This is a genomic window from Ruania alkalisoli, from assembly GCF_014960965.1.
GTDB classification, from domain to species: Bacteria; Actinomycetota; Actinomycetes; order Actinomycetales; family Beutenbergiaceae; genus Ruania; species Ruania alkalisoli.
Genome location: NZ_CP063169.1, coordinates 3,434,469 through 3,453,000, shown reverse-complemented (window position 1 = coordinate 3,453,000; position 18,532 = coordinate 3,434,469). Strand labels below are relative to the sequence as shown.

Below are 18,532 nucleotides of genomic sequence, written 5' to 3'. Positions count from 1 at the left end.
GTCGGGGATCATGGTGAGGGCGGTTCGACCCGGTGCCCTCGGCCGGGTACACTCGCTTCGGTGGTTGACGTCCGCCACGCTGGTTCGCGCCTCGGCGGGTACTAGTAGGGTGGGCCGATCTGCGAAGGGCAGTGGCGCAATTGGTAGCGCACCGGTCTCCAAAACCGGCGGTTGTGGGTTCGAGTCCCTCCTGCCCTGCTTCCTCGCCCGTCCCGGGCACCTGAACGACCGGTCGATCCAAGGACATCCTCGTGAGCACTCCTCCCAACGCCGATTCGGGCGAGCCCGACGACGTCGGTCGTGGCGACGACCCTCGGGACGAGTTCGACGCGCCCGAGACTGAGCCAGGCGCCGTCGACGACTCTGAGGGCGCCGCTGACGCGGAAGCCGGCGATGAATCCGGCGACGGTGAGACCGACACGACGAGCGAGTCCAAGGCCGCGAGTGCCGTCGCGCGACCGGCCGCAGCCGCTCGCTCCGTGCGAGCGCAGGGGCAGGCCAAGGGACGTCCGACAGCGTCCCGCAAGGAGGCCGAGGCTGCTCGGCAGGTCGAGCCCAACATCTTTGCCAGGATTGCTCGATTCGTCCGCCAGGTCGTCCAGGAGCTGCGCAAGGTCGTCACCCCGACCCGGAACGAGTTGTTCACCTACATCGGTGTCGTCATCGTCTTCCTCGTGGTGATGATGATCTACGTGGGGGTGCTGGACTTCGGCTTCGGCCGGCTGGTTCTCTGGGCATTCGGCGGCTGAGGGTCGCCAGGCCCGGCGCGGGCCCGAGACAGCGGTGAACGATCAACGAACCATGGAAGCAGGTCAGGACGTGTCTGAAGAGACTCAACCCACCGGTGACGTGACCGAGGAGACCTCGGTCGATCTCACCGACGGCGACGACGCCGCGACCGGTGACGGGGGAGCCGAGGATGCGACCACCGACACCGCGGGGGAGACCGCCGAGGCGGTCGAAGACCCGGTTGCCGCGTTCCGCTCCGAGCTGCGCTCGCTGCCGGGCGACTGGTATGTCATCCACTCCTACGCCGGCTATGAGAACCGTGTGAAGGCGAACCTGGAGTCCCGGATCCAGTCCCTCAACATGGAGGACTACATCTTCCAGGTCGAGGTACCGATGGAAGAGGTCGTTGAGATCAAGAACTCGGTGCGCAAGGTTGTGCGCCGCGTCCGGGTCCCCAGCTACGTCCTCGTCCGCATGGATCTCACGGACGAGTCCTGGGGCGCCGTCCGCCACACCCCCGGTGTCACCGGATTCGTCGGTCACACCCACTCCCCGGTTCCGCTGACCTTGGACGAGGTCATGTCCATGCTCGCGAGCACCATCGAGGCGAAGACCCCAGCGGCCCAGCCGGCTGGTGGGAAGTCCGCCTCACCGGCTGTGCAGGTGGACTTCACGGTCGGCGAGTCCGTCACGGTCACCGACGGACCGTTCGACACGCTGCCCGCCACGATCTCCGAGATCAACGCCGAGAGCCAGAAGCTTAAGGTGCTCGTCTCGATCTTCGGCCGCGAGACTCCGGTCGAGCTGTCGTTCAACCAGGTCGCCAAGATCTGAAACGCACGGGGGCTTCGCCCCCGTGTACCCCCAAGAGAACACACGCGCACTCGGGCTTCGCCCCCCGTGTGCCCCCACGCACAGGGGGCTTCGCCCCCCGTGTTCCCCCCCAGAAAGAAGCAAGGCTCACAGACTTCCGAGGGCTTCGCCCTCGGAACCCGAAGCAAGTTTCGGGTTTGCAACCGGGTCATCGCCCGCGGCGTCGGCCCATCACCGGAAAGAGAAATCGCATGCCCCCCAAGAAGAAGGTCGCCGGCCTCATCAAGCTCCAGATCCAGGCCGGTGCGGCCAACCCCGCTCCGCCGATCGGCCCCGCGCTCGGTCAGCACGGCGTGAACATCATGGAGTTCTGCAAGGCCTACAACGCGGCCACCGAATCCCAGCGCGGGAACGTGATCCCGGTGGAGATCACGGTCTATGAGGACCGTTCCTTCACGTTTATCACCAAGACGCCGCCGGCCGCCGAGCTGATCAAGAAGGCTGCCGGGGTCGCCAAGGGTTCCTCGACTCCGCACACCGCCAAGGTGGGTGCGCTGACGCCGGCTCAGGTCCGCGAGATCGCCGAGACGAAGATGGCCGACCTCAACGCCCGCGACATCGACGCCGCGTCGAAGATCATCGCCGGTACCGCTCGTTCGATGGGCATCACGGTCTCGGACTGACCCTCGCCCATCGCCTCAACCACCGGGGACGATCGTCCTCGGAACGCAGTGGAAGGGTCCGCGCGGGCCCGCACCACGACTGCTCGAAAACTAGGAGAAGCAGATGACCACGCGCAGCAAGAACTACCGTAAGGCGGCCGAGCTGATCGACCGCGCCGAGGTGTACCCGCCCCTGGAGGCGGTGCAGCTCGCCAAGAAGACCGCGAGTTCGAAGTTCGACGAGACGGTTGAGGTGGTCTTCCGCCTCGGTGTCGACCCCCGCAAGGCGGACCAGATGGTCCGCGGCACGGTCAACCTGCCGCACGGAACCGGTAAGACCGCCCGGGTGATCGTCTTCGCCACCGGTGAGCGTGCCGAGCAGGCGATCGCTGCCGGCGCCGACGAGGTCGGCGGCGACGAGCTGATCGAGAAGGTGGCCGGTGGGTACACCGACTTCGACGCAGCGGTCGCGACCCCGGACCTCATGGGTAAGGTCGGCCGCCTCGGCCGCGTGCTCGGTCCGCGGGGACTGATGCCGAACCCGAAGACCGGCACTGTGACGATGGATGTGACCAAGGCCGTCACCGACATCAAGGGCGGCAAGGTGGACTTCCGGGTCGACAAGCACGCCAACCTGCAGTTCATCGTGGGTAAGGCTTCCTTCAGCGAGACCCAGCTCGTCGAGAACTATGCGGCGGTGCTGGACGAGGTGCTGCGACTCAAGCCGTCCTCCTCGAAGGGGCGCTACATCTCCAAGGCAGTGCTGAGCACCACGATGGGCCCGGGCATCCCGCTCGACGCCACCAAGACCCGTAACCTCACCGAGGCCTCGGTCTGAGTCTTCGACTCTCGTGAGGCATCGTCAGCCTCGTCACGAACGGCCCGGTCTGCCATGGCAGACCGGGCCGTCGTACGTCCGGCGCTCCGGCACGCAGGCGTGCTCCGCGCCGGAGCGTGGTGGACGTCACGTCCTAGGAGATTTGGATACTGGCCAGAGAACGGGCTATCCTGGACTCTGCCTCAGACCGCCGGTCGCCCGTCACCAGACGGGGATAATTCCGCAGTAGCGGAGCCAGCGCAGGTGAACGTGTTCTGCAGATCGATCCGCGTCCTCGTGCGTGGTGTGAGCTCAGGCCCCGTGCTCCTGCGCGGGGCCTTCGTCATGTGCGGCGGACGACAGCGGACCATCACGGAAGGGAGGGCTCATGGCACGGCCTGACAAGGCGGCAGCGGTCGCTGAGCTGACGGAGAAGTTCCGCCAGTCCTCGGCGGCAGTGCTCACCGAGTACCGCGGGCTCACCGTTGCCCAGCTCCAGGAGCTGCGCACGACGCTCGGCACGACCACCAGCTATGCCGTGGTGAAGAACACGCTCACCAACATCGCTGCCAAGGAGGCCGGCGTCGACGCGTTCGACGGCCAGTTCTCCGGACCCACGGCCATCGCCTTCGTCGAGGGCGATCCGGTCGAGGCGGCGAAGGGGCTGCGTGACTTCGCCAAGGCGAATCCGAACCTCGTCGTCAAGGGTGGTGTGCTCGACGGGCGCGCACTCAGCGCCGAGGACGTCACCAAGCTCGCGGACCTCGAGTCCCGCGAGGTGCTCCTGGCCAAGGCCGCGGGTGCGATGAAGGCCAAGCTGCACCAGGCGGCCTACGTCTTCAACGCTCCTGCCTCCAAGGCGGTTCGCACCATCGAAGCCCTGCGTGAGAAGCAGGCGAACGAGGCCGCTGCCTGACCGGTTGCACCTCGTCTCACCACCCACCCCCAGCTGCTTCTCGCGTCTCGCGCAAGCAGGCACAACAGGAAGGAACGCCGATCATGGCGAAGCTCAGCACCGACGAGCTCATTGACGCTTTCAAGGAACTGACCCTCATCGAGCTCTCCGAGTTCGTGAAGCAGTTCGAGGAGACCTTCGAGGTCACCGCTGCGGCCCCGGCCGCCGTCGCCGTTGCCGGTGGCGCCCCCGCCGGTGGTGGCGAGGCCGCCGCCGAGGAGGAGAAGACCGAGTTCGACGTCATCCTCGAGAGCGTCGGCGACAAGAAGATCCAGGTCATCAAGGAGGTGCGCGGTCTCACCAGCCTTGGGCTGAAGGAGGCCAAGGACCTCGTCGACGGCGCCCCGAAGCCCGTGCTCGAGGGTGTCGACAAGGAGGCCGCTGACAAGGCCAAGGAGGCCCTCGAGGGCGCCGGCGCCACCGTCACCCTCAAGTGATCCGCGCGGGCGGCCGGCTCTGGCCGGAGCGCTCGCCGGAGAACGCGGCTGACTAGCCACAGGCGAGGAGGCCCGCACCGCTCGTCGGTGCGGGTCTCTTCGTCGTCTGGGCTCGAACAGGTCCAGGTGCGTCGGTCGCAGTTCGCCCACGGATCGCGCGATCACGCGCGATCCGGCTCGGGGCTCCGCCCCATCGCTCGATACTGGACAGCGACCCGTTCTGCGGGTATGCTGTCGCTTTGCGCTGTCGTCTGCCCCAGCCTACCTCTTGCAGCACCTCTGCTTTGCCGTGCCGGACTACCGGTGAGGCAACGAACGAGGGGTTTGAAAGCGGTGTGCGCGGGCGGGCGTGAGCGTGTGTGCACACAATTCGTAGGGAAGGACCCCTCTTGGCTGCCTCGCGCACCCCTTCTGCTCCGACCGCTGACGCCATCGCCCAACGTACTGCCTCTCGCCGTGTCTCCTTCGCCAGGATTCACGAGCCGCTCCAAGCACCCGATCTGCTCGGTCTGCAGACCGACAGCTTCGATTGGCTGCTAGGGAACGAGAAGTGGCAGGCACGGGTCGAGGCTGCGGTCACCTCCGGGAACAACGACGTCACCACGACGTCAGGTCTTGAGGAGATCTTCACCGAGATCTCCCCGATCGAGGACTTCGGATCCACGATGTCGCTCTCGTTCCGCGACCACCGTTTCGAGCCGCCGAAGTACACGGCCGAGGAGTGCAAGGAGAAGGACTTCACCTACTCCGCACCGCTGTTCGTCACGGCCGAGTTCGTGAACTACACCACGGGTGAGATCAAGTCGCAGACGGTATTCATGGGCGAGTTCCCGCTCATGACCGATCGCGGAACCTTCATCATCAACGGCACCGAGCGCGTTGTCGTGTCCCAGCTCGTGCGTTCCCCAGGTGTCTACTTCGAGCAGACCCCGGACAAGACCTCCGACAAGGACATCTTCACCGCGAAGGTGATCCCGTCCCGTGGTGCATGGCTCGAGTTCGAGATCGACAAGCGTGACGCCGTCGGCGTGCGCGTGGATCGCAAGCGCAAGCAGTCGGTGACAGTCTTCCTCAAGGCTCTGGGGATGACCGAGTCCGAGATCCGCGAGGAGTTCGCCGACTACCCGACCGTGCTGGAGACGCTCGAGAAGGACTCGGTGCACACCCAGGACGAGGCGCTGCTGGACATCTACCGCAAGATCCGTCCGGGTGAGCCGCCGACCGTCGAGGCCGGGACCGCGCTGCTCGACAACTTCTACTTCAACTCCAAGCGGTACGACCTCGCCAAGGTGGGGCGCTACAAGCTCGACAAGAAGCTCGGCGTGGACGCCCCGCTGGAGAACTCGGTGCTCTCGCTTACCGACGTGACCGCCACGATCAAGTACCTGGCGGCGCTGCACAAGGGCGAGACTGAGCTTCCAGGCGTGCGCCACGGCGAGCCGATCGAGCTCCGGGTCGAGACCGACGACATCGACCACTTCGGCAATCGGCGCATCCGTGCGGTGGGTGAACTGATCCAGAACCAGGTGCGCACCGGGCTCTCCCGGATGGAGCGCGTGGTGCGCGAGCGGATGACCACTCAGGACGTCGAGGCCATCACGCCGCAGACCCTGATCAACATCCGCCCCGTCGTGGCCTCCATCAAGGAGTTCTTCGGCACCAGCCAGCTCTCGCAGTTCATGGATCAGAACAACCCGCTGGCGGGACTGACGCACAAGCGCCGTCTGTCCGCGCTCGGTCCGGGTGGTCTCTCCCGTGACCGCGCCGGCATGGAGGTCCGGGACGTTCACCCGTCCCACTACGGTCGGATGTGCCCGATCGAGACGCCGGAAGGGCCGAACATTGGCCTCATCGGATCGCTCGCCACGTACGCGCGCATCAACCCGTTCGGTTTCGTCGAGACGCCGTACCGCAAGGTTGTCAAGGGCACAGTGACCGATCAGGTCGACTACCTCACCGCTGACGACGAGGACCGCTACGTCATCGCACAGGCCAACGCGCCGATCGCCGAGAGCGGGCGCTTCGCTGAGGAGACCGCCCTGGTGCGGCTTCGTGGTGGCGAGGCGATCGACATGCCGGTCGATGACATCGACTACATGGACGTCTCGGCGCGCCAGATGGTGTCGGTGGCGACCGCCATGATCCCGTTCCTCGAGCACGACGACGCCAACCGTGCCCTCATGGGAGCGAACATGCAGCGCCAGGCCGTGCCGCTGGTGCGCTCCGAGGCACCGCTGGTCGGAACCGGTATGGAGCGCCGTGCCGCAGTGGACGCCGGTGACGTGATCGTGGCGTCCAAGCCCGGTGTCGTGACCGAGGTCTCCGCCGACGCGGTGGTCGTGGCCAACGACGACGGCACGACGATGACCTATCGCGTCGCGAAGTTCCGCCGCTCCAACCAGGGCACCTGCTACAACCAGCGGGTTCTCGTGGAAGAAGGCGCGAAGATCTCTGCGGGTTCTGTGCTCGCGGACGGCCCGGCCACCGATGAAGGCGAGCTCGCGCTCGGCCGCAACCTGCTGGTCGCGTTCATGTCCTGGGAAGGGCACAACTTCGAGGACGCGATCATCCTCTCCCAGCGTCTGGTGCAGGACGACGTCCTCTCCTCGATCCACATCGAGGAGCACGAGGTCGACGCCCGTGACACCAAGCTGGGCCCGGAGGAGATCACGCGGGACATCCCGAACGTCTCCGACGACGTGCTCGCCGACCTGGACGAGCGCGGCATCATCCGGATCGGTGCTGAGGTTGGCGCCGGCGACGTGCTGGTCGGCAAGGTCACTCCGAAGGGTGAGACCGAGCTGACCCCGGAGGAGCGTCTCCTGCGTGCGATCTTCGGTGAGAAGGCGCGTGAGGTCCGCGACACCTCGCTGAAGGTGCCCCACGGTGAGTCCGGGACGGTGATCGCCGTGCGCGAGTTCAACCGTGAGGACGGCGACGAGCTGCCCCCTGGCGTGAACCAGCTGGTCCGTGTCTACATCGCCCAGCGTCGCAAGATCACCGACGGTGACAAGCTCGCCGGACGTCACGGCAACAAGGGTGTCATCTCGAAGATCCTGCCCGTCGAGGACATGCCGTTCCTCGAGGACGGAACCCCGGTCGACATCATTCTGAACCCGCTCGGCGTACCGGGCCGCATGAACGTCGGCCAGGTGCTCGAGACGCACCTCGGATGGGTGGCCAAGCAGGGCTGGGACGTCGGCATCGAGCAGGCGAAGAACGGGCAGCTGCCCGACTGGGCGAGCCACCTTCGCCCGGAGGCGCTGGTGGGCGAGCCCGGCACGCCGGTCGCGTCCCCGGTCTTCGATGGTCTGCACGAAGAGGAGCTCCAGGGGCTGCTCGAGAGCACCCGTGAGACTCGTGACGGTGACCGCCTGATCGATTCGACCGGGAAGGCGCGCCTGTTCGATGGCCGCTCCGGCGAGCCGTTCCCGTCGGCGATCGCCGTCGGCTACATGTACATCCTGAAGCTGCACCACCTCGTCGACGACAAGATCCACGCTCGCTCGACCGGACCGTACTCGATGATCACCCAGCAGCCGCTCGGTGGTAAGGCACAGTTCGGTGGTCAGCGTTTCGGCGAGATGGAGGTGTGGGCGCTCGAAGCCTACGGAGCGGCGTACGCCCTCCAGGAGCTGCTCACCATCAAGTCAGACGACGTCCCCGGCCGCGTCAAGGTGTACGAGGCGATCGTCAAGGGCGAGAACATCCCCGAGCCGGGCATCCCCGAGTCGTTCAAGGTGCTCATCAAGGAGATGCAGTCCTTGTGCCTGAACGTGGAGGTGCTCAACTCCGACGGTACGTCCATCGAGATGCGCGACACCGACGAGGAGGTCTACCGGGCTGCTGAAGAACTCGGCATCGACCTCTCCCGTCGCCCCGACGCGAGCAGCGTCGAAGAGATCTGAGCGCCGCGTCCGGTGTGTGAGGGCCATGCCCAGCGCACCGGACGCGACCTCGACTTGATTGGTTCCACACGGTGATCCACCGAAGGAAGTAGGAAAATTGCTCGACGTCAACGTCTTCGACGAGCTGCGAATCGGTCTCGCGACCGCGGACGAGGTCCGCGCATGGTCGCACGGCGAGGTGAAGAAGCCAGAGACCATCAACTACCGCACCCTCAAGCCCGAGAAGGACGGCCTCTTCTGCGAGAAGATCTTCGGCCCCACCCGGGACTGGGAGTGCTACTGCGGGAAGTACAAGCGTGTCCGCTTCAAGGGCATCATCTGCGAGCGCTGCGGCGTGGAGGTGACCCGTTCCAAGGTCCGTCGTGAGCGGATGGGGCACATCGAGCTGGCCGCTCCGGTCACACACATCTGGTACTTCAAGGGTGTGCCGTCCCGGCTCGGTTACCTGCTCGACCTGGCGCCGAAGGACCTCGAGAAGGTGATCTACTTCGCCGCACACATGATCACGTGGGTGGACCAGGAGGGTCGGCACGAGGACCTTCCGAGTCTGCAGAACGAGATCGATCTCGAGAAGGATGAGATCACCAAGAAGCGCGATCTGGACATCGCGCAGCGGGCCGAGCGCCTCGAGGCCGATCTGGCCGAGCTCGAGGCCGAAGGGGCCAAGGCGGATGCCCGTCGCAAGGTGAAGGACTCCGCCGAGCGGGAGATGGCGCAGCTGCGCAAGCGTGCTGACGCTGAGCTGGACCGTCTCGAGCAGGTGTGGGATCGCTTCAAGAACCTCAAGGTCTCCGACCTCGAGGGTGACGAGATGCTCTACCGCCAGCTCCAGGACCGCTATGGCAACTACTTCGAGGGTTCGATGGGTGCCGGCGCGATTCAGAAGCGCCTCGAGTCTTTCGATCTTCAGGCTGAGGCCGATTCGCTGCGTGAGACCATCCGTTCCGGGAAGGGCCAGCGCAAGACTCGTGCCCTCAAGCGGTTGAAGGTCGTCAACGCCTTCCTCACCACGAAGAACTCCCCGCAGGGCATGGTGCTCGACTGCATCCCGGTGATCCCGCCCGACCTGCGCCCGATGGTTCAGCTGGACGGTGGCCGGTTCGCGACCAGTGACCTCAACGATCTCTACCGACGGGTCATCAACCGTAACAACCGCCTCAAGCGGCTGCTCGATCTGGGTGCACCCGAGATCATCGTCAGCAACGAGAAGCGGATGCTGCAGGAGGCCGTCGACTCCCTGTTCGACAACGGCCGCCGTGGCCGTCCGGTGACTGGTCCGGGAAACCGGCCGCTGAAGTCGATCTCCGACATGCTCAAGGGTAAGCAGGGCCGGTTCCGGCAGAACCTGCTCGGTAAGCGCGTCGACTACTCCGGCCGTAGCGTCATCGTCGTCGGACCGCAGCTCAAGCTGCACCAGTGCGGTCTGCCGAAGCAGATGGCTCTCGAGCTGTTCAAGCCGTTCGTGATGAAGCGCCTCGTGGATCTCAACCACGCGCAGAACATCAAGTCGGCGAAGCGGATGGTCGAGCGAGCTCGTTCCGTGGTGTGGGACGTCCTCGAAGAGGTCATCACCGAGCACCCGGTGCTGCTCAACCGCGCGCCTACCCTGCACCGCCTGGGCATCCAGGCCTTCGAACCCCAGTTGGTCGAAGGTAAGGCCGTCCACCTGCACCCGCTCGTGTGTGGCGCGTTCAACGCCGACTTCGACGGTGACCAGATGGCCGTGCACCTGCCGCTGTCGGCAGAGGCCCAGGCCGAGGCGCGCATCCTGATGCTCTCCTCGAACAACATCCTCAAGCCCTCTGACGGGCGTCCGGTGACCATGCCCTCCCAGGACATGATCATCGGTCTGTTCCACCTGACCTCCGACAAGGAGGGGGAACCGGTCGGAACCGGTAGGGCGTTCACCACGGTGGCCGAAGCGATGATGGCCTTCGACGCGGGTGACCTCGATCTGAACGCGGAGATCACGATCCGCCTGGAGGATGTCGTCCCGCCGCCCGGCTGGGAAGCCCCGGAGGGATGGGAGCAGGGTCAGACCGCACTCCTGAGCACGACGCTGGGCCGGGTGCTGTTCAACGAGGCGCTGCCGGTCGACTACCCGTTCTTCAACGAGGTGGCTGACAAGAAGTCGATCTCGGCGATCGTGAACGACCTCGCCGAGCGCTACCCGAAGTCCGTCGTTGCTGCGAGCCTCGACGCCCTGAAGGACGCCGGGTACTACTGGGCCACGCGGTCCGGGCTGACGATCGCGATCTCTGACGTCGAGGCTCCGGAGGCCAAGGCTGAGATCCTCGCCCGGCACGAGGAGAAGGCTGCCAAGGTTCAGGGGCAGTTCGACCGTGGTCTGCTCACCGATGACGAACGTCGTCAGGAGCTCGTCGAGATCTGGAACCAGGCCACCGACGAGGTTGCCACAGCGATGCGGGAGAACTTCTCTGCCTCGAACACGGTGAACCGCATGGTGACCTCCGGTGCCCGTGGTAACTGGATGCAGGTGCGTCAGATTGCGGGTATGCGTGGTCTGGTGGCGAACCCCAAGGGTGAGATCATCCCGCGTCCGATCAAGTCCAACTACCGTGAGGGCTTGTCGGTACTGGAGTACTTCATCGCCTCCCACGGTGCCCGTAAGGGTCTGGCGGACACGGCTTTGCGTACCGCCGACTCCGGCTACCTCACGCGACGTCTGGTCGACGTCTCCCAGGACGTCATCATCCGTGAGGAGGACTGCGGCACAGAGCGTGGTCTCACGCTCCCGATCGCCGAGAAGAACCCGGCGGGGAACGTGCAGCGAGCGGACACGGTGGAGACGAGTGTCTACGGACGCACCTTGGCCGGACCGGTCGAGGGACCGGATGGCACGGTGCTCGGCCAAGGCGGTGAGGATGTCGGCGACGTCCTGATCGAGACCCTGCTGAACGCGGGTGTCGAGCAGCTCAAGGTGCGCTCGGTGCTCACCTGCGAATCCCGCGTGGGTACCTGCGCCAAGTGCTACGGCCGCTCCCTGGCCACGGGCAAGCTCGTGGACATCGGAGAGGCAGTCGGCATCATCGCGGCACAGTCCATCGGTGAGCCGGGAACCCAGCTGACGATGCGGACCTTCCACACCGGTGGTGTGGCCAGTGCCGAGGACATCACCCAGGGTCTGCCTCGTGTGGCCGAGCTGTTCGAGGCCCGCACCCCCAAGGGTGAGGCTCCGATCTCCGAGGTCGCGGGCCGCGTGGCCATCGAGGACACCGAGCGTTCGCGCAAGATCGTCGTCACCCCCGACGACGGCAGCGAGGACTTTACCTACCAGGTCACCAAGCGCGCCCGTCTGTTGGCGCACGACGGCGACCGGGTGAGTGTGGGCCAGCAGCTCGTCGCTGGTGCGGTGGACCCGAAGAAGGTGCTGCGTATTCTCGGCCCTCGGGCTGTGCAGAAGCACCTGGTGGACGAGGTGCAGGAGACCTACCGCAGCCAGGGTGTGGACATCCACGACAAGCACATCGAGGTCATCGTGCGGCAGATGCTGCGCCGCGTGACCGTGCTGGACTCCGGTGACTCCCACCTGCTTCCGGGTGAGCTCTCCGAGCGTGGCCGGTTCGAGGACGAGAACCGTCGCGTGGTCTCCGAGGGCGGTCAGCCGGCCTCGGGACGTCCGGAGCTCATGGGAATCACCAAAGCCTCCTTGGCCACCGAGTCGTGGCTGTCCGCGGCGTCGTTCCAGGAGACCACCAAGGTGCTCACGGAGGCCGCGATGAGCGGTCGTTCCGACTCCCTGCTTGGCCTGAAGGAGAACGTCATCCTCGGTAAGCTCATCCCGGCCGGTACGGGCCTTCCCCGCTACCGCAACATCCGGGTGGAGCCCACCGAGGAGGCGAAGGCGGAGATCTACCCGAGCTTCGGCTACGACGAGATCGACTACGGCCCCGTCTCCGACGGCGGCGAGGCGATCGCGTTGGAGGAACTCGACCTCGGGCGTGGCTTCGAGGCGGACTTCCGCTGAGACGCTCGAGCGCCACTGCCTGAACCGATGGCCCGGTACCCGTCAGGGTGCCGGGCCATCGGCCTGTCCGAGGGAGTGTCAGATCCCGGTGTAGAGCCTACGGACGACTTCCTCGATGTCGGGTTCGCTGATCGCCAGATCCCGGACCTCGGCTCGTTCGGAGACCGCAGCGAGCACTGTGGCGGCGGTCGTCTGCGCCGAGAAGCTCAACCGTTGCCGCAGCCCGTCGGCCTCAGTGCGCACCAGTGTGGTGTGCGCGATCCCCGTCAGCGCAGGCGTAGGAGCGACCAGATCGAGCTGGAGTTCGCGCTGTGCGCCGACCCGGCTGACCAAGCCCGGCAGGGTACCGTCGAAGACGAGCCTGCCGGAGTCCACCACGAGCACCCGGTCGGTGAGACGGTCGACGTCGTCCATATCGTGGGTGGTCAGTAGCAGCGTGGTTCCGCGTACGGCCCGTTCGGCGACGAGGAACTGCCGCAGCCGCTCCTTGCTGAGCACGTCCAGCCCGATGGTGGGCTCGTCCAGGATCAGGAGTTCGGGGGAGTGCAGCAGGGCGGCGGCCAGCTCGCCGCGGATGCGTTGTCCGAGGCTGAGCTGACGTACGGGAGTGGTGAGGAATGGGCCGAGGTCGAGTTGGTCAACCAGTTCGGTGCGGCGGCGGTTCAGCTGGTTGCCGGCGATCCGGTGGATCGCCCCCAGAGCGGTGAACGACTCGTGCAGTGGCAGATCCCACCACAAAGCCGAGCGCTGCCCGAACACGACTCCGATACGGCTGGCGAGCTGACGTCGTCGGGCGACCGGATCCAGGCCGCAGGTGCGCACCTGACCCCGGCTGGGCAGGAGGATTCCTGTCAGCATCTTGATCGTCGTCGACTTCCCGGCTCCGTTGGCACCGATGTAACCGACGGCGGCGCCTCGCTCGATCTCGAAGGTCATATCGGTCACGGCATGGGTCAGGGTGGACCGTCGGCGCAGTCCACGCCCGTGACGCAGGACGAAGTCGCGGCTGAGGCCCTCGCAGGTGATGATCGTGTCGGTCATGATCCTGTCCCGGTGTAGTGACGCAGGCCGGCACGCCAGCCGAGCAGGGCAACCACCCAGATCACGGCCGCGGCCAGCGGGGCGAACAACCCGAGGGCCGAAGGTGTCAGCGCGGGGCCGGCGAGGTCGAGCAATACGAGCGTCGGAAGGTAGGCAGTAAACGCCGCTGGCACAACGAAAGTGAACAACACTCGCATCGGCAGCGTGAAGATCGAGGTGGGATACGAGGCGGCGTAAGAACCGCCGTAGGTGAAAGCGTTCGCGAACTCGCCCCCTTCCACCAACCAGAACTGCAGTGCGGCGGCGCACACGAAGAGAGCGGCGAAGATGAGGGCCCCGGTGATCGGAGTCAGTACGGCCAGAGCGAGCAGCGCAAACGTCCAGTCGATGGGTGCCGCTACCAGGGCGAGTGCAAGGATCACGATGGCGAAACACGTCCGGCCGAGTCGCCGCAGCTGGATGTCGCTCGTGATCAGCTGAGCCAGCACGGGTAGTGGGCGGAGCAGAAAGGCATCGAGAGTGCCGGTGCGGATGTAGCGCGGCAGGGTGTCGAGATGGCCCACCACCATGTCGGCCAGCGAGAACGCGATATTCGCGAATGCGAACAGCACAGCGGCACCGACGAAGTCGAGCTCACCGAGAACCGTGATCGAAGAGAAGATCACGTACACCTCAGCGAACTCCAGGACCCCGATCGCGACCGATCCCAACACGTCCAGCGCGAACGAGCGGCGGTAGGTGAGTTGGGCGCGCAGCCGGGACCCGAGTAGTGCCCGGTAGGGGGAGAAGTCAGCCACCCTGGATCACCACCCGGCGTGCGCCAGCCGCAAAAGCCAGGCGTCCGACAAGCAGGAGCCCACCGGCCCAGAGCGCTTGCTGACCGAGTAGCGCGACCGCGTCGACGTCACTCGCCCGGCCCATCACGATGTCGATGGGGTGCTGGAGCATCGCCGGGAACGGCGTCCACGAGGCCACCGTGGCGAGCCAGTCGGGGAACCAGTGCACGGGCACGATCAATCCGCACAGGACGTTCGATGCGACAAGGTACAGCGTGCTGGTGCCGCGCAGGTCGAGGAGCCAGAACGCCGTCACATTGAGCAACCACCGGCAGGCGAAGGACACCACAACGGCCAGAACGAGACTCGCTAGTCCCAGCAGGTACGGCCGGGCATCGGCCGGGAGGGCCAATCCGGTCGTGAGCGCGCCGACGAGAAGCGGAGGGCCACCTCGAGGAAGGAGCTGAAACGCGGCCCGGCCGAGGTCGGTGGCGAGATAGGCGAGCTGCGGGTCCACTGGGCGGGCGAGGTCGATCGCCACATCGCCCGAGCGGATCCGCTCGGCCAGTTCGGTCCATGTGAAGACGTTGACAGGTGCGAGAAATGCTTGAGCCAGCCACGCATAGGTTGCGCCGGCAAGCGGGCCGTAGCCCGCGAGGCTGCCGCCTGCCGCCCCGACGGCGCCCATCACGATGGCCGCCTTGATCAGCCCGAACACCGAGTTCGTCACCGCTCCGGCGGCTGCTGCCATCCGGTAGGCCGACCAGCGGCGGAAGCCGAGCGCCATATACCGGGGGAGAGCGCGCACAAGCGCAAGAACATATCGGCGCACGCGGTCAGGGTCAAGGCCGGCGACCGGACTCCTGCCTGCCTGGAGGTCAGACGTACCGGTGCGACTTCGGGTGATGCCCACCGCAGTCGAACTGGTGGTGACTCCGGGGCGCCGCCTGGAGGAGATCCGACGCCGTCGTCGGGTGCCGATGGCGGAACAGCGGCCCCCTGGGTAGTGTTCCGTACCACATCACACCCCTGAGGCTTTGACGCTGTTGCCGGGCTCGGAGTAGTCTGGTCGGCAGTGCCCGCTCTGGCGGGCCCTCGCGTGCGCGCTTTGGCGGACCCGCAGAACCCGAGAGGGTGCTGCCGGACGTCGACAGCGCGGTGGACCACCTTCCGTGGGCGCGAGCACGATCCTCAACGTCATGCGTCGGGTCGTGCTGTGAACCGGAAGGGAGCGACACGCCCGAACGCGGGGGTCCTCCCGGGGTGGTTCATCCGGCCCCGGCCGGCCAGGATCGCACCGGCGATCACCAGAGCAGTCAGCAAACGTTCGAGACGGAGATGTAGTGCCCACCATTCAGCAGCTGGTCCGCAAGGGCCGCAGCGCAAAGGCTGGCAAGAACGCCACGCCGGCGCTCAAGGGAAGCCCGCAGCGTCGTGGTGTGTGCACCCGCGTGTACACCACCACCCCGAAGAAGCCGAACTCGGCGCTGCGCAAGGTGGCGCGTGTGAAGCTCTCCAGCGGGATCGAGGTCACCGCCTACATCCCCGGCGTGGGCCACAACCTGCAGGAGCACTCCATCGTGCTGGTTCGCGGCGGTCGTGTGAAGGACCTGCCCGGCGTTCGGTACAAGATCGTCCGCGGTGCCCTCGATACCCAGGGTGTGCGTGGTCGCCAGCAGGCCCGGAGCCGCTACGGCGCGAAGAAGGAGAAGAAGTAATGCCTCGTAAGGGCCCGGCCCCGAAGCGGCCGCTCGTCGTCGACCCGGTCTACGGGTCGTCCACCGTGACTCAGCTCGTCAACCGCGTCCTGCTGGACGGCAAGAAGTCCACTGCGGAACGCATCGTCTACGGCGCGCTCGAGGGCGTGCGCGAGAAGACGCAGACCGAGCCCACCGTGGTGCTCAAGCGCGCGCTCGACAACATCCGTCCCACCCTCGAGGTGCGCTCCCGTCGCGTGGGTGGTGCTACCTACCAGGTTCCGGTCGAGGTGCGCACCTCCCGGCAGACCACTCTCGCGCTTCGCTGGCTCGTCGACTACGCGCGCGCTCGCCGCGAGAAGACGATGACCGAGCGCCTCATGAACGAGATCCTGGACGCGTCCAACGGTCTCGGCGCCGCTGTGAAGCGCCGTGAGGACACGCACAAGATGGCCGAGTCCAACAAGGCATTCGCGCACTACCGCTGGTGAGTCTCGCGGCGTACGGCACGGGCCGTACGCCGCCTGAGACTGACCTACTGACCACGCTCGCACCGACGAGAAGAGAGCAACTGTGGCACAGGACGTGCTGACCGACCTGAAGAAGGTCCGCAACATCGGCATCATGGCGCACATCGATGCCGGCAAGACCACCACCACCGAGCGGATCCTGTTCTACACCGGGGTCAACTACAAGATCGGTGAGACCCACGACGGGGCGTCGACGACCGACTGGATGGACCAGGAGAAGGAACGCGGCATCACGATTACATCGGCCGCGGTGACTTGCTTCTGGAACGACAACCAGATCAACATCATCGACACCCCGGGTCACGTGGACTTCACGGTCGAGGTGGAGCGCTCGCTGCGCGTCCTCGACGGTGCCGTCGCCGTCTTCGACGGCAAGGAGGGTGTGGAGCCGCAGTCGGAAACGGTGTGGCGTCAGGCTGACAAGTACAACGTCCCGCGCATCTGCTTCGTCAACAAGATGGACAAGCTCGGCGCCGACTTCTACTACACGGTCGACACCATCGTGAGCCGTCTCGGAGCGACCCCGCTGGTCATGCAGCTGCCGATCGGCTCCGAAAGCGACTTCGTCGGTGTTGTGGACCTGATCTGGATGAAGGCACTGGTGTGGCCCGGTGACGCCAAGGGTGACGTGACGATGGGCGCCGCCTACGAGACCCAGGAGATCCCGGACGATCTCAAGGAGAAGGCCGAGGAGTACCGCACCAAGCTGGTCGAGCAGGTGGCCGAGTCCTCCGAGGCGCTCATGGAGAAGTACCTCGAGGGTGAAGAGATCACCAACTCCGAGCTCGTCGCGGGCATCCGCGAGATGACGATCAACTCTGAGGCATACCCGGTCTTCTGCGGTTCGGCGTTCAAGAACCGTGGCGTGCAGCCGATGCTGGACGCCGTTATCTCCTACCTTCCCTCCCCGCTCGATGTGCCGGACATGATCGGTCACCCGCCGAACGACGAGGAGACCGAGATCGTGCGCCGGCCTGCGGAGGACGAGCCGTTCTCCGCACTGGCGTTCAAGGTTGCCGCACACCCGTTCTTCGGGCAGCTCACCTTCATCCGCGTGTACTCCGGCACATGCACCCCCGGTACGCAGGTCCTGAACTCCACTAAGGGGAAGAAGGAACGCATCGGGAAGCTCTTCCAGATGCACGCCAACAAGGAGAACCCGGTCGAGGAGCTCCACGCCGGGCACATCTACGCGGTCATCGGCCTCAAGGACACCACCACCGGCGACACGCTCACAGCGCAGGACGCGCCGGTGATCCTGGAGTCGATGTCCTTCCCGGAGCCGGTGATCTTCGTGGCGATCGAGCCGAAGACCAAGGGCGACCAGGACAAGCTCTCCACGGCGATCCAGAAGCTCTCCGCCGAGGACCCGACCTTCACGGTCAACCTCAACGAGGAGACCGGCCAGACCGAGATCGGCGGAATGGGTGAGCTGCACCTCGACATCCTCGTCGACCGGATGAAGCGTGAGTTCAAGGTCGAGGCGAACGTCGGGAAGCCGCAGGTCGCCTACCGCGAGACGATCCGTCGCAGCGTCGAGAAGTTCGACTACACCCACAAGAAGCAGACTGGTGGGTCCGGTCAGTTCGCCAAGGTGCAGATCACGTTCGAGCCGCTCGACTCCGCCGAAGGCGAGATGTACGAGTTCGAGAACAAGGTCACCGGTGGACGCATCCCGCGCGAATACATCCCCAGCGTCGATCACGGCGTGCAGGATGCGATGGGAACCGGTATTCTCGCCGGCTACCCGGTGGTGGGCGTCAAGGCCATCCTGCTTGACGGTGCCTACCACGACGTCGACTCTTCGGAAATGGCATTCAAGATCGCTGGTTCGATGGCATTCAAGGAAGGCGTCAAGCGCGCCGACCCGGTGCTGCTCGAGCCGGTGATGGACGTCGAGGTGCGTACGCCCGAGGAGTACATGGGCGACGTGATCGGCGATCTGAACTCCCGACGTGGACATATTCAGTCGATGGAGGACGCCAGTGGCGTTAAGGTGGTTCGCGCCTTGGTGCCGTTGTCCGAGATGTTCGGATACATCGGCGACCTGCGGTCCCGGACCCAGGGTCGTGCGGTGTACTCGATGCAGTTCAGCAACTACGCCGAAGTTCCTCGGAACGTCTCCGAGGAGATCATCAAGAAGACCCGGGGCGAGTAAGTCCCACAGGTCGACCCGCAA

14 protein-coding genes and 1 tRNA gene are annotated in these 18,532 nt (G+C 65.8%); 12 read left to right on the top strand and 3 right to left on the bottom strand.

The annotated features are described in order from the left end of the window. Positions 1-125: 125 nt before the first annotated feature. The 9 genes from IM660_RS15340 (at position 126) to IM660_RS15300 (ending at position 12,309) form a co-directional block, all read left to right on the top strand. A tRNA-Trp gene (locus IM660_RS15340) sits at positions 126-198 on the top strand. 53 nt (positions 199-251) lie between these two features. Next, the gene (gene secE / locus IM660_RS20000) at positions 252-749 is read left to right on the top strand and encodes a preprotein translocase subunit SecE (RefSeq protein ID WP_343072021.1); all 498 of its coding nucleotides are present in this window, start codon (positions 252-254) and stop codon (positions 747-749) included. A 52-nt stretch (positions 750-801) separates the two neighbouring features. Next, a complete protein-coding gene (gene nusG, locus IM660_RS15330; protein WP_193499449.1) occupies positions 802-1,563 on the top strand; it encodes a transcription termination/antitermination protein NusG in 762 nt (253 codons plus the stop codon). 230 nt (positions 1,564-1,793) lie between these two features. Then, positions 1,794-2,225: a 50S ribosomal protein L11 gene (rplK, locus tag IM660_RS15325; RefSeq protein WP_193496692.1), complete on the top strand. Its 432-nt coding sequence runs from the start codon at positions 1,794-1,796 to the stop codon at positions 2,223-2,225. Positions 2,226-2,328: 103 nt separating this feature from the next. After that, entirely contained in the window at positions 2,329-3,042 is a 714-nt protein-coding gene (gene rplA, locus IM660_RS15320) for a 50S ribosomal protein L1 (RefSeq protein ID WP_193496691.1), read from the top strand. A gap of 367 nt (positions 3,043-3,409) precedes the next feature. Next, positions 3,410-3,937 (top strand): 50S ribosomal protein L10, encoded by a 528-nt coding sequence (gene rplJ / locus IM660_RS15315; protein ID WP_193496690.1) that lies wholly within the window; start codon positions 3,410-3,412, stop codon positions 3,935-3,937. 83 nt (positions 3,938-4,020) lie between these two features. Then, positions 4,021-4,413: a 50S ribosomal protein L7/L12 gene (gene rplL, locus IM660_RS15310; protein ID WP_193496689.1), complete on the top strand. Its 393-nt coding sequence runs from the start codon at positions 4,021-4,023 to the stop codon at positions 4,411-4,413. A 389-nt stretch (positions 4,414-4,802) separates the two neighbouring features. Beyond that, positions 4,803-8,321 (top strand): DNA-directed RNA polymerase subunit beta, encoded by a 3,519-nt coding sequence (rpoB, locus tag IM660_RS15305; protein ID WP_193496688.1) that lies wholly within the window; start codon positions 4,803-4,805, stop codon positions 8,319-8,321. A gap of 97 nt (positions 8,322-8,418) precedes the next feature. Further along, positions 8,419-12,309, top strand: coding sequence for a DNA-directed RNA polymerase subunit beta' (locus tag IM660_RS15300; RefSeq protein ID WP_193496687.1), 3,891 nt, complete (start codon positions 8,419-8,421; stop codon positions 12,307-12,309). Positions 12,310-12,387: 78 nt separating this feature from the next. Here IM660_RS15300 and IM660_RS15295 read toward each other — a convergent pair whose 3' ends face one another. The 3 genes from IM660_RS15295 to IM660_RS15285 are packed head-to-tail and all read right to left on the bottom strand — an operon-like array spanning position 12,388 to position 14,958. After that, positions 12,388-13,350 carry an ABC transporter ATP-binding protein gene (locus tag IM660_RS15295; protein ID WP_193496686.1) on the bottom strand — a complete coding sequence of 321 codons (963 nt, stop codon included), beginning with the start codon at positions 13,348-13,350 and terminating at the stop codon, positions 12,388-12,390. Next, positions 13,347-14,147, bottom strand: a complete 801-nt coding sequence (locus tag IM660_RS15290; protein WP_193496685.1) for an ABC transporter permease — start codon at positions 14,145-14,147, stop codon at positions 13,347-13,349. The genes IM660_RS15295 and IM660_RS15290 overlap by 4 nt, the downstream gene beginning before the upstream one ends. Then, on the bottom strand, positions 14,140-14,958 hold the full coding sequence (locus IM660_RS15285) for an ABC transporter permease (protein WP_246464978.1): 819 nt from the start codon (positions 14,956-14,958) through the stop codon (positions 14,140-14,142). Before IM660_RS15285 ends, IM660_RS15290 begins: the two co-directional genes overlap by 8 nt. Before the next feature lie 511 nt (positions 14,959-15,469). Between IM660_RS15285 and rpsL the strand changes: the two genes are divergently transcribed. The 3 genes from rpsL to fusA all read left to right on the top strand — a co-directional run bounded on the left by rpsL (position 15,470) and on the right by fusA (position 18,511). Next, positions 15,470-15,844 (top strand): 30S ribosomal protein S12, encoded by a 375-nt coding sequence (gene rpsL / locus IM660_RS15280; RefSeq protein ID WP_159622908.1) that lies wholly within the window; start codon positions 15,470-15,472, stop codon positions 15,842-15,844. Beyond that, positions 15,844-16,314 (top strand): 30S ribosomal protein S7, encoded by a 471-nt coding sequence (rpsG, locus tag IM660_RS15275; RefSeq protein WP_193496684.1) that lies wholly within the window; start codon positions 15,844-15,846, stop codon positions 16,312-16,314. The genes rpsL and rpsG overlap by 1 nt, the downstream gene beginning before the upstream one ends. 82 nt (positions 16,315-16,396) lie before the next feature. After that, complete coding sequence (fusA, locus tag IM660_RS15270) at positions 16,397-18,511, top strand: elongation factor G (RefSeq protein WP_193496683.1); 2,115 nt, start codon at positions 16,397-16,399, stop codon at positions 18,509-18,511. Positions 18,512-18,532 lie beyond the last annotated feature (21 nt).

What these genes read in the sequence shown, in the direction of transcription:
- nusG (WP_193499449.1), top strand. Translation starts at nt 802, where the DNA reads ATGGAAGCAGGTCAGGACGTGTCTGAAGAGACTCAACCCACCGGTGAC.
- rplK (WP_193496692.1), top strand. Translation starts at nt 1,794, where the DNA reads ATGCCCCCCAAGAAGAAGGTCGCCGGCCTCATCAAGCTCCAGATCCAG.
- rplA (WP_193496691.1), top strand. Translation starts at nt 2,329, where the DNA reads ATGACCACGCGCAGCAAGAACTACCGTAAGGCGGCCGAGCTGATCGAC.
- rplJ (WP_193496690.1), top strand. Translation starts at nt 3,410, where the DNA reads ATGGCACGGCCTGACAAGGCGGCAGCGGTCGCTGAGCTGACGGAGAAG.
- rplL (WP_193496689.1), top strand. Translation starts at nt 4,021, where the DNA reads ATGGCGAAGCTCAGCACCGACGAGCTCATTGACGCTTTCAAGGAACTG.
- IM660_RS15295 (WP_193496686.1), bottom strand. Translation starts at nt 13,350, where the DNA reads ATGACCGACACGATCATCACCTGCGAGGGCCTCAGCCGCGACTTCGTC.
- rpsG (WP_193496684.1), top strand. Translation starts at nt 15,844, where the DNA reads ATGCCTCGTAAGGGCCCGGCCCCGAAGCGGCCGCTCGTCGTCGACCCG.